The sequence below is a fragment of the Pseudochrobactrum sp. AO18b genome, from assembly GCF_000409565.1.
Lineage (GTDB): Bacteria > Pseudomonadota > Alphaproteobacteria > Rhizobiales > Rhizobiaceae > Pseudochrobactrum > Pseudochrobactrum saccharolyticum.
Genome location: NZ_ANNO01000433.1, coordinates 1 through 319, shown reverse-complemented (window position 1 = coordinate 319; position 319 = coordinate 1). Strand labels below are relative to the sequence as shown.

The 319-nt window shown below is 47.6% G+C and carries 1 protein-coding gene; it reads right to left on the bottom strand.

All coding sequences use genetic code 11. The features are described from left to right. Positions 1-109: 109 nt before the first annotated feature. A partial coding sequence (locus A918_RS0116395) for a cupredoxin domain-containing protein (RefSeq protein ID WP_022712103.1) occupies positions 110-319 on the bottom strand: 210 nt, incomplete at its 5' end.

The following is a 319-nucleotide window of genomic DNA, read 5'->3' as shown; positions in this document are numbered from 1 at the left end:
AAAACTCTGTAAGGCGTTAAGAGTTATGGCAGTGGCCGCCAAGCAGTGCAGCCACTGCCAGTACATATCGCAATGACTCTGCCGGTTTTTATTCCGGCAGGGGTATTTTCTAACCCGATACCGTAATCTTGCCTTTCATATTGGGATGAAAGCGGCAGTAGTAATCAACCATATCGTCAGCGGTAACGATATGGGTTGCCACTTTGCCGGGCGAGATCATCACCTCCCAACCGCCTTTAACTGTGGCAGTATGGGCAAAAGGATCCTTATTTGTCCATTCAATGGTTTCACCGACTTTTACAGTGATTATAGCTGGCAC